Genomic DNA, 7,860 nt, shown 5'->3' with positions numbered 1-7,860 from the left:
GCAGAGCCGTCTGCGGCGCGGTGCTTGGGCTTGTTGTTCAAAAAACCAGGGAGCCGCCAAGCCTGTTCCCCGTTGCGCACTGCGGGGTCGCCGCACTCCTGATTTATCCGCGCGGCACAAGCGTTTGCGGCCCTCCTGGCAAGCGCGGGATCGGGGTCGGCTTTAATTTTCAGCACTTTTTGTCGGTTGCCGGGGCTGCTTTCCACTTCCAGTGCGGCGGCGTATACTGTTGATTTTTCCAGCTTTTCCGGGGTGTTGATGTCGTCGATTAGGATGTAGTGGGTGTCAGCGGCAAGGGGGGTGATGTATGTGCCGTAGCTGTCTTGAATAGCGGCTTCCACAACTTCATGCATGTGGGCGCGAACTTCGTCCTGCGTCCAGCCTCGGAAAGCGCCTGTTTCCGTGAGTTCTTCCGGCCCGGCATTTTTCTTGCCGTGCGTAAAGTGGCGGGGAGTTTCGCCAGGGGCCACAGCTTCGTCTTTTGCTATCAAGCGGTAGCGGTCGGCGGCAAGCGCGGCGTGGACAATGTTGAAATTCTGGAGGTGCTTATCCATGGCTTCTTCCTTCTCTGCTGCCCCTGTGGCCGGGGCGGTAGCAGTGGTTTGTTTTTGGGTGGTGGTAGTGTCGGCAGGGAACAAATTGTGCTGTTTGCAGTAAGCCAGGGCCTGGCCGGGAGTCATTGTTTTAACGGCGGCAAGTTCGGCATCCTGCGCGGCTTTAAGCTCGGCGCGGGCGGCTTGATGTTCTTCGCGTAATACGCTTTGCGCGGCCCATTTGGCTTGGGCGCTGTGAAATTTGGCCTGGCGGAGCGCGGCGCGTTCTAGCTCTTGCTGAGTGTGTAGCAACGTGCGAGCGGCGCGGTGGAAGCCGAGGAGACGGAAAATGAGGGCAAGAATGAGGCTGACGGGGTCAAGATCGTGGCGGAGCGCCGGGGGCTTAGGTTCATAAGGCTTTGGAACTAGGCGCTCTGCTCGCTGGAAAGGCTGCCCGAACCTCTTTTCCAAAGCAGCGAGGCTTGCGGCGCGGGAAGCTTTGCTGGCTTTAATGAAGCCAGACTTGCCAAATTTTATTACCGCTCCGCCTTTCCGCCTTTCGTATGTCGCGCCTTCTGCCGCAAGGCGGCGGTGCAGGTCTTGCCAGTTTGTGGCGGCGGCTATTGTAGGGGCCAGGGCTTTTGCTCTGCGCTCAAGGCTGGGCAGGGCTGTGCTGCGCTCAGCGACGCGGGCAGCGTCTGACAGGCCGCGCTTGCGGTCTGTGCGCTGTTGTGGGCCGTCCGGCGTCATATGAAATACGGGGTTCGGTTCCTGCGCCCAGTCCTGCGCGTGTTCAATGACACATATCGCGCGAGCTGCGGCAAGGTGATCAAAGCCTTTGTTTACCTTCACCACTCTGCCTGTAACGGGGCTTACGCGGTTGATGGCAAGATGCAGATGGGTATTTTTCGTGTTTTGGTGTGCGCCGTATACAACTTGATGCCCGTCAAGCCCGATCTCATGAACGAAAATCCTGGCCGCTTCATGGAGTTGCTCGGGCGTAGGCGTTTCATGCCCTTGCCAAGACAATACCCAATGATCAAGGGGCTGGCCTGATCTCGCTTGAGACGCAAGCCCCGCCATTTCTGAAATTTTCGCATCCAAGGTTTTAAAGTTCAGGCCCAATGAACCGGAGCAAATCACTTTTTCTGGCTCGGCGCTGGACGTGGGGCGGCTGGTCATGTGGCTGCGGGCGTCACAAATGTAACGGCACAAGTCGCTTACATCTTGTGCGCGGCTTTTTGTGTACTGCATGTTTTTTGGCTGCTTCTTCGCTATCATCGCATGCCACCTATCATTATATATAGATGCTCCAGCTAACGCGGGGCCAGGCGGTCAGCTGCGTGTCCCAGCGCAGCCAGGGCGGAGCCCGTGGCGGCGGGGTCCATACCGCTGTTATACAAGTGTTTGCAAAGCCCGCCCAAACGGCGCAGTTCATTTAGCACTGCCGCGTCTGCCCGTGTTCTAATTTCATACCCCAACGCAAGGGCGCGAACGTATTCACTTGCAGGGAGTCCAGCAGCTTCAGCTTGAGTGCGGATAAAGTCCTTTTCTTTTTCAGTCAGCCGGAATTTAAACATCTGGTTTTTAGGTTCACGTTTCATTTTTACTTACTCCTTTGGCGTGAGGCGGTTTATCCGCCTCACGCCTTTTTGGTCTATTAGCGTTTTGAAGAGCGGTTAGCTTCTTCAAGTGCTTCGACTCTTTTTTCAAGCGCAGCGATCCGGTCAACAATATACCAGTGTCTGCGGTCAGCGTTAGTAAAGCGGGGAGCATCAGCCATGAGAGCACGGATTTTGTTAATGACCCTGATCATTTTTAAACGTCCTTTTTTTTGGTTCGTTCTTAGAAACGAGCAGCGAAGCTGCGAGTTTGCCTACCCTTCCCCGGATGGGGAAGGCAGGATTGCCCGCAGTGGACGCAACTCGCCAGAGTTGTGGCCACAAGGGCCATCCTGTTACTAGTGAAAGTGCATAAAAACATGTTCTTCATATGAATATAATACGAACATACAATGAAATGTCAATGTCGGCTCTGTGCAACGGTTTACAGCCATTTTTGCAAGATGCTTGCAGCATAGGTGACATAAAAAAATAGCTTTGCTGATCGACTTGCGATGTGCGACTGAAGCTAAAAAGAAAAAGCTTGACAAACAAAAAAACATTTTTGGGAAGGACTCCTGCACATGCCTTGCTAAGCGCCTGAACTGATAATGAAAGGATGATTACGTTATATTTCAATTGGTTGAATAAAAAGTGAAGAGATAATGAACTAACCTTGATACACATATGCAAAACAATGTCAAGCTTTTTGACATTATTTTTTTGGACGAGTGCGTAAGGGTTGAAAACGTGGCGAAAACACATGGAATATAAATTGAGAGATATGGTAAACATGCTAGAATTTTTAAATGCATCTTTTTTGCTTATAAAGTACATTTTTGCCATGCGCTTGACACGTTGTTTGAGATGTGTATTATTTAGTTATGCAAAAGTTGTGAACCAACAGTGACATTGAATTGAAGAGAAAAGGAAGGAAAAAGGAGGTCAAAATGCAAAAACGCAGAAAAACGTTTGCAAAAGGAAGCATCGAAGCTGCTATCCAAGCGCTAAATGGGATGGCTCAAAAAGCGGCTGATTCGGACGTGGTGAGAACAAAGCAGGCAGTGGCTATGATGAAAAAAAGCATCCGTGCCGCCAGGAAAAACGGTGCAACGTGGGATGAAGTGATGGAAGCGCTGAAGGCTTCCGGCGTTGAAATTTCGATGCGCACAGTTATGGATATGACTAACAGCAGTAGAAAGAGGGAAGCTAAGCAGCAGAAAAAAGCTCCTGCTCCGGCTGCGGCTAAAACCGCTCCGCCGGTAACCCCGCCCGGGCAATTTGTTATTCGGCCGGACCGCGGCGCAGACCTGTAAAACCTGAAACGCATATATATAAGGATACAAACCCATGAAAAAAATTATCAGCATAAGCGGCGACAAAGGCGGCACAGGCAAAAGCGTGGTTTCCAGCGCGGTACTGGATACCGCCCTTGCGGCGGGCAAAACCGTACTGCTTATAGAGGCAGACACTAAAAACCCGGACCTTGCCAAAGCATACGGCCAGGCTGTTGAAACGGTAGCTGTGTGCCTGGATAACCGCGAAGGCTTTATTCAACTTGCGTCTATCGCGCACAAAACGGCGGCAGACGTTATCCTGATCAACAACCCCGCTCGCTCTGGCTGGAACGAGTTTGGCAGCATTATTGCTAACAATGTCAATGAGATGGGTGCTGAACTGGCCGTTTTATGGGTCGCAAACAGGCAGGTGGATAGCGTTGAACTGCTCGCAGATTTCCACGCAGTTTTTACGCAAACGCCTGTATTTTTTGTAAAAAATGGCTACTGGGGCGGGCCGGAAAAATACGAGATTTGGGATGGCTCAAAAATCCGTGACAAGATTTTTGCTGCGGGCGGCGGCGAAATTAACTTCCCGGACTGCGCGGACCGTGTAATGGCTGCGATCCGCAACGGGCGCCTGCGCTGGGACCAGGTCGGCGACTTGGATTTTGGCGAAAAGATCGAAGCGGAAAGAGTCCGGCACGAGTTTCACGCTGCGTTCGCACAACTGGTCGGATAAAAAGGGGAATACCATGCAAAGCACTGAATACATTGCAGAAATCGATGAAAAGGACTTGCCGCCGGAATATCGAGGCGATTACGGCCCGGAGCCTGGCGCTATTCCTGCCCCTGCTCCTGCTCCTGCTCCTGCGCAAGGACAGGCGGCGGCGGTTGTGCCGCAACGCACGTTAAACGCTGCGCCTGCCCGGCCGTTGCCCGCCGCCGATGAACACCCGGACGAGGCGTTGAATCGTTTGGAAAGGGCTTACATGGACGTTACCGGGGAAAGCATGAGCGCTGAAACACGCGCGAACATGTACGCATTTATGCAGCGTTTTGGCATTCGCAGCCATGACGCCATAATGTGTATGTTGCTGGCGAACGGACATCTCGACAACAGGATGCAAAAGCTGCCGCACCAACTGCATTTAACAGTTGAAAAAGCGGCGCGGGATGTGCTTGACGGCTGCGAAAAAACATCCGCTGACGAAGCTAAGAGGGCGGCGACTAAACTTTTGCAGCAAGTTGCTGAAAGAATTGAGGATGCGCAGAGCGGCGGGGCATGGCGGCATCTTGGATGGGCAACGCCCATTTTCATAATTGCTTTTCTTATCGGCAATATGTTCAATCGGTTAGCTATAACAGATTGGATAATAGGCAAGCTGTTTTAATTAACAGTGGAATACTATTTAATATAAAGTCAACATGCAGTCAGGGATGACTGCAAGAGGAAAAAATCATGGAATATTTCAATATTGATCACTGGAAGTGGCTGTTCTCGCAAGACTTTTTTGATATTCTGTCGTTTGTTATGAATGATGGAGTGCTGAAGGTCGTGGCTGCTACAATTCTGCTCGTCCTGGGCTGGTGCATCTGGTATGTGTTTTTGCGGGAAAAGCCGGTAACTACGCATGGTTCGGCGGCGTGGGGAACGCTGGAGGACGCGGAAAAGGCCGGGCTTGTCACAAAGCCCGGGGAGCGGGTATTGATGGGTAAAATAGGCGATAAGTGGCTTGGGGCGGAGTATCACTCTTTAGTGTGTGCAAAAACTCGCGGCGGGAAAGGCGTTGGCGTTATCATACCGACACTACTTACATATCGTGGCAGCATTATATGCAACGATATAAAAGGCGAAAACTACGCTATTACAGCAGCGCAGCGGGAAAAAATGGGACAGAACGTATATGTTGTGGACCCGTACCACGAAATTGCAGAGCAAACGCACTGCTTTAATCCCCTGGACTACATAAAGGCAGGTAGTCCAGATGCTACAACGCTTGCGCGGGCGCTGGCGCATACTATGTCGGGCGGCGGAGCCGGGGAAGAAGATTTCTGGGTGAAATCCGGGCGCAACGTGCTTGTTACGTTCATCCTGTACGTATGCGCTAAGTTTGAGGGAGGGGAAAGAAACTTGGGTAAGGTCCGGGAAATGCTTACTCAAAGTGCGGAAAAGAAAACTGCAATGCTGAAAGAAATGCAAGGCATGGATGAGTTTGACGGCAATATTGCAAAAGGCGCTAACAAAATCCTTGAAATTCAAGGAGATGGCGACGAAAAAAACGAAATGCTGCTGAGCATTTTTGCAACTGTAGACACGATGTGCGATTTTCTTGATGATCCGAGAATTGCGCATGTACTGAGTCGTACAGATTTTCGGCTCGAAATGTTTAAATACGAGCCTTCAAGCTTATATGTGGTAGTGTCGCCCGGCAATTTGGCTGTATCTCAGATGCTTTTGCGCATGATATATAGCTATGCGCTAAACCAAAATCAGAAAAATGAGCGGCCGGTGGCGGCACAAGAGCAGGAATTGCAGAAGATGAAGCATCCATTGGTATTTCTCATGGATGAGTTCGCACAACTCGGCAAGTTTGATGCGGTTAAAAATGCAATGCCCATAGCCGCAGGGTTTGACATACGCTTTTGTATAATAATACAAGGGCTTAGTCAGTTGACGGACCATTATAAAGAGGGCGGGCAAGAGTTCCTAAACAATGCAATTAAGCTGTTTATTGGGGCGGAGGACACAAAAACGGCGGAACAAATAAGCGAAATGTGTGGGGATACAACAGTCAAAACACAGTCTAAAGATGAAAAGTCAGGGCGAATGACTAGCAGTTATACGTCCCGGCGGCTGGTGACGGTGGGCGAAGCGATGCAAGCTAAGGTTGAAAAGCCTTTTCTGCTCGCGGGCGGTATGAAGCCGTTGCGGATAGACCGGATAACGTACTATAGCGATAAATTTTTTGCAGGGAAATACGGCAAATATAGTGCCGGATAACAGCATGAGCTTAGATTTAAGCCGGAAAGCCGCTTTTAAGCGGCTTTTCTTGTTTTGCGCGGCGTGGATGCGGATTTTTAAAAATAGAGGCTTAAAATCGAAATGAGAGCGATTTTTTGGAAGGGAGGGGCTAAAAAATGGGAAAAGGGAAAAGGCAGGGCGGTCAGGGGGGGGTTGGGTTGGCGCTTTGATGGGAAAGGCCGCCTTGCCCCACCGGCCTTACGGCCGGGGGGACCCCTCGGCGGGGGGTGAGGGGGTGAACGCCCCAGGGGGGCGAAGAGAAAGGCAGGGCGGTCAGGGGGGGTTGGCTGGCTTGCGGCTTTAAAAAAGAAAGGTTTCCCCTGCCTTTGCCTTTTCCACCCCCTCACCCCGCGCCCAGGGACCCAAGAATGGCCTACGGCCATTCTTGGGCAGGGCGCTCTTTTTTTATCAAAGCTTTTCGTTATTTCCCGTTTTTATTTTCAAAAAAAAACGGGAAACGAAAAACGGGAAAATATTATACAGTAATTTGCGCTAGTTATATGTAGTTTTCCCGTTTTCCCGTTTTTCCCGTTTTAAAACAACTAACTTATAGTTGTGTAGAAATATTCAGTATCAGAGTTATATAGAATAATCTATAAAAGGGCCAAATACATTGAAATCAATACCAAAAATTCAATAAACGGGAATTGACTACCCTGTAAGTTGACTGTTTCGGAGCGGGAAAAACGGGAAAACGGGAAAAGTGGGTATATCTGTTTGTTTTCATTGGTCTTTTTTTTCCCGTTTTTCATTTCCCGTTTTTACAGCGCAAAAAAAACGGGAAATAAGTTTCCCGTTTTTCAATATGCTGACCTATATTTTACTCTTCGCTTTCGGGTAGCTTTACAACGTAGCAGCGAGTTGCGCCCAGGTCTGGCAGCGTCTCTTTACTCAACAGCCGCCCTTTTTCCCTGCCTTTCAGATACCCTTTCTCATTTAGTATCTTTGCCGCTCTTTTCGCGTCAAAGCCTTGGAAAACCTGCATTTTCCACTGCTCTTGCAGGATATAAAAAGTGTTGCCATCCCTAAACCCTGCCCGGTTTACGACGGTTTGGGGCCGGACATTGCCGTTTTTATCTTCAGCCGGATTCAAATCTTGGAACCGGCTTTGCCCGTGCGTTTCAATAAAGGCATGTAATGTTTCAATTATTTTTTGGTCTTCGCCACTGCCGATGCCGCCGCGATTGTAAACCCATGAATTAAAACAGGTTTTTACCGCGCTTGTAATGTCCTGCGCTGTAAGCGGCAAAATGCCATTTTTTACAGCAAACATGCCAGCCACCGCGCACAGCGCGAACCGTGCTGCCACTCGCTGAACCTGCCCGTCTGCGCCTTGGGGACAGATAGCGGCGGTTTGCTCCGCCAGGGCGTCCCTGACCCATTTTTCAGCTTCGCCGTTGCCCGCAACCAGAGCCGCCACAAAC

At 50.5% G+C, this 7,860-nt stretch carries 8 protein-coding genes and 2 pseudogenes; 5 read left to right on the top strand and 5 right to left on the bottom strand.

The genetic code is table 11. The features are described 5' to 3' along the window. On the bottom strand, nt 1-554 hold a 554-nt coding region (locus V6C07_RS08225; protein WP_333535901.1), incomplete at its 3' end, for a DNA-primase RepB domain-containing protein. Between V6C07_RS08225 and V6C07_RS08220 the strand changes: the two genes are divergently transcribed. Next, the gene (locus tag V6C07_RS08220) at nt 519-755 is read left to right on the top strand and encodes a hypothetical protein (RefSeq protein WP_333535898.1); all 237 of its coding nucleotides are present in this window, start codon (nt 519-521) and stop codon (nt 753-755) included. The genes V6C07_RS08225 and V6C07_RS08220 overlap by 36 nt on opposite strands. Nucleotides 756-995: 240 nt before the next feature. Here the strand turns inward: V6C07_RS08220 and V6C07_RS13425 are convergent. The 3 genes and pseudogenes from V6C07_RS13425 to V6C07_RS08210 form a co-directional block, all read right to left on the bottom strand. After that, nucleotides 996-1,715, bottom strand: a pseudogene (locus tag V6C07_RS13425) (relaxase/mobilization nuclease domain-containing protein); the annotation flags it as partial. Nucleotides 1,716-1,849: 134 nt separating this feature from the next. Continuing rightward, nucleotides 1,850-2,113: a plasmid mobilization protein gene (locus V6C07_RS13420; RefSeq protein ID WP_442886172.1), complete on the bottom strand. Its 264-nt coding sequence runs from the start codon at nt 2,111-2,113 to the stop codon at nt 1,850-1,852. A gap of 80 nt (nt 2,114-2,193) precedes the next feature. Further along, entirely contained in the window at nt 2,194-2,349 is a 156-nt protein-coding gene (locus V6C07_RS08210) for a hypothetical protein (RefSeq protein ID WP_333535894.1), read from the bottom strand. A gap of 735 nt (nt 2,350-3,084) precedes the next feature. Here V6C07_RS08210 and V6C07_RS08205 point away from each other — a divergent pair. The 4 genes from V6C07_RS08205 (at nt 3,085) to V6C07_RS08190 (ending at nt 6,415) form a co-directional block, all read left to right on the top strand. Further along, nucleotides 3,085-3,450 (top strand): hypothetical protein, encoded by a 366-nt coding sequence (locus V6C07_RS08205; RefSeq protein WP_333535892.1) that lies wholly within the window; start codon nt 3,085-3,087, stop codon nt 3,448-3,450. A gap of 34 nt (nt 3,451-3,484) precedes the next feature. After that, complete coding sequence (locus tag V6C07_RS08200) at nt 3,485-4,153, top strand: nucleotide-binding protein (protein ID WP_333535890.1); 669 nt, start codon at nt 3,485-3,487, stop codon at nt 4,151-4,153. A 13-nt stretch (nt 4,154-4,166) separates the two neighbouring features. Then, complete coding sequence (locus V6C07_RS08195) at nt 4,167-4,805, top strand: DUF6753 family protein (protein WP_333535888.1); 639 nt, start codon at nt 4,167-4,169, stop codon at nt 4,803-4,805. Between the two features lie 68 nt (nt 4,806-4,873). Further along, nucleotides 4,874-6,415: a type IV secretory system conjugative DNA transfer family protein gene (locus V6C07_RS08190; RefSeq protein ID WP_333535887.1), complete on the top strand. Its 1,542-nt coding sequence runs from the start codon at nt 4,874-4,876 to the stop codon at nt 6,413-6,415. Nucleotides 6,416-7,256: 841 nt separating this feature from the next. Here the strand turns inward: V6C07_RS08190 and V6C07_RS08185 are convergent. Then, nucleotides 7,257-7,860, bottom strand: a pseudogene (locus V6C07_RS08185) (hypothetical protein); the annotation flags it as partial.

It is taken from the genome of Desulfovibrio sp. 1214_IL3152 (genome assembly GCF_036763055.1).
Lineage (GTDB): Bacteria > Desulfobacterota > Desulfovibrionia > Desulfovibrionales > Desulfovibrionaceae > Desulfovibrio.
Note: the sequence above shows the minus strand (reverse complement) of the source record. Positions and strands in the feature narration are given on the sequence as shown.